This window comes from Gordonia marina (assembly GCF_052036135.1).
GTDB lineage: Bacteria > Actinomycetota > Actinomycetes > Mycobacteriales > Mycobacteriaceae > Gordonia.
Map to the genome: position 1 here is coordinate 1 of NZ_JBPSDN010000085.1, position 1346 is coordinate 1346.

The 1346-nt window shown below is 65.5% G+C and carries 1 protein-coding gene; it reads left to right on the forward strand.

Annotated features, from left to right (window positions below):
- Window positions 1-36: 36 nt before the first annotated feature.
- Window positions 37-1296: an IS256 family transposase gene (locus tag ACSEEN_RS21375; RefSeq protein WP_247865287.1), complete on the forward strand. Its 1260-nt coding sequence runs from the start codon at window positions 37-39 to the stop codon at window positions 1294-1296.
- Window positions 1297-1346 lie beyond the last annotated feature (50 nt).

Below are 1346 nucleotides of genomic sequence, written 5' to 3' on the forward strand. Positions count from 1 at the left end.
CAACCGTCTAAAGAATCCTCGAACGGAGTCATCACGATGACCGCACCTCATATTGTCGACCCTGCAGGCCTGCTTGGCCAAGCCCTCGCCGACGCGTCACCGGATCTGATGCGCGAGCTGCTGCAAACCATCATCAACGCCCTGCTTTCCGCCGATGCCGACGCTGTCTGCGGCGCCGAGTGGAACGCCCGCTCGGCTGAGCGCACCAACTACCGAAACGGCTACCGCCACCGGCCCCTGGATACCCGCGTCGGAACCGTCGATGTCGCCGTCCCGAAACTGCGCTCGGGTTCGTACTTCCCCGAGTGGCTGCTCGAGCGCCGCAAGCGGGCCGAATCCGCCCTGATCACCGTCGTGGCGGACTGCTACCTTGCCGGAGTATCGACCCGCCGGATGGACAAACTGGTCAAGACGCTGGGCATCGACTCACTGTCCAAATCCCAGGTCTCCCGCATGGCCACCGAACTGGACGAGCAGGTCGCCGCCTTCCGACACCGCCGCCTGGACGAGGCCGGCCCGTTCACCTTCGTCACCGCCGATGCGTTGACGATCAAGGTCCGCGAGAACAAGCAGGTCGTCAAGGCTTCAGTGCTGCTGGCCACCGGCGTCAACGGCGACGGCCACCGCGAAGTCCTCGGGATGCAGGTGGCCACCAGTGAGACCAAGGCCTCATGGAACACCTTCTTCGCCGACCTGGTGGCCCGCGGCCTGGACGGAGTCCGGTTGGTGACCTCCGATGCCCACGCCGGACTGGTCGAGGCGATCGCGGCGAACCTGCCCGGCGCCGCCTGGCAGCGCTGCCGCACCCACTACGCCGCCAACCTCATGGCCACCTGCCCCAAGAGCATGTGGCCGGCCGTGAAAGCCATGCTGCACAGCGTCTACGACCAGCCCACCGCCACCGCGGTGCATGAGCAGTTCGACCGGCTCCTGGAGTACACCGAAGACAGGCTGCCCGAGGTCGCCGACCACCTCGACGATGCCCGCGAGGACCTGCTGGCCTTCACCGCGTTCCCCGACGACGTATGGCGTCAGATCTGGTCCAACAACCCCACCGAACGCCTCAACCGTGAGATACGACGCCGCACCGACGTCGTGGGGATCTTCCCCAACCGAGACGCGATCATCAGGCTCATCGGCGCCGTCCTGGCCGAGCAGACCGACGAATGGGCCGAAGGCCGCCGATACCTCGGCCTCGAAGTCCTGAGCCGCTGCAGGCTGACCCTGACCACCGACACAAACACCGACTCGACGACGGAGGTGACCACCGATGACCTGATGCAAATACCAGCCTGACCACCACCGAAGGATCAACAACGAGTTACACCACTACTTGGGGCTTGACC

Bases quoted from the DNA above. Each gene is read 5' to 3' on its own strand.
- ACSEEN_RS21375 (WP_247865287.1), top strand. From the start codon at position 37: ATGACCGCACCTCATATTGTCGACCCTGCAGGCCTGCTTGGCCAAGCC.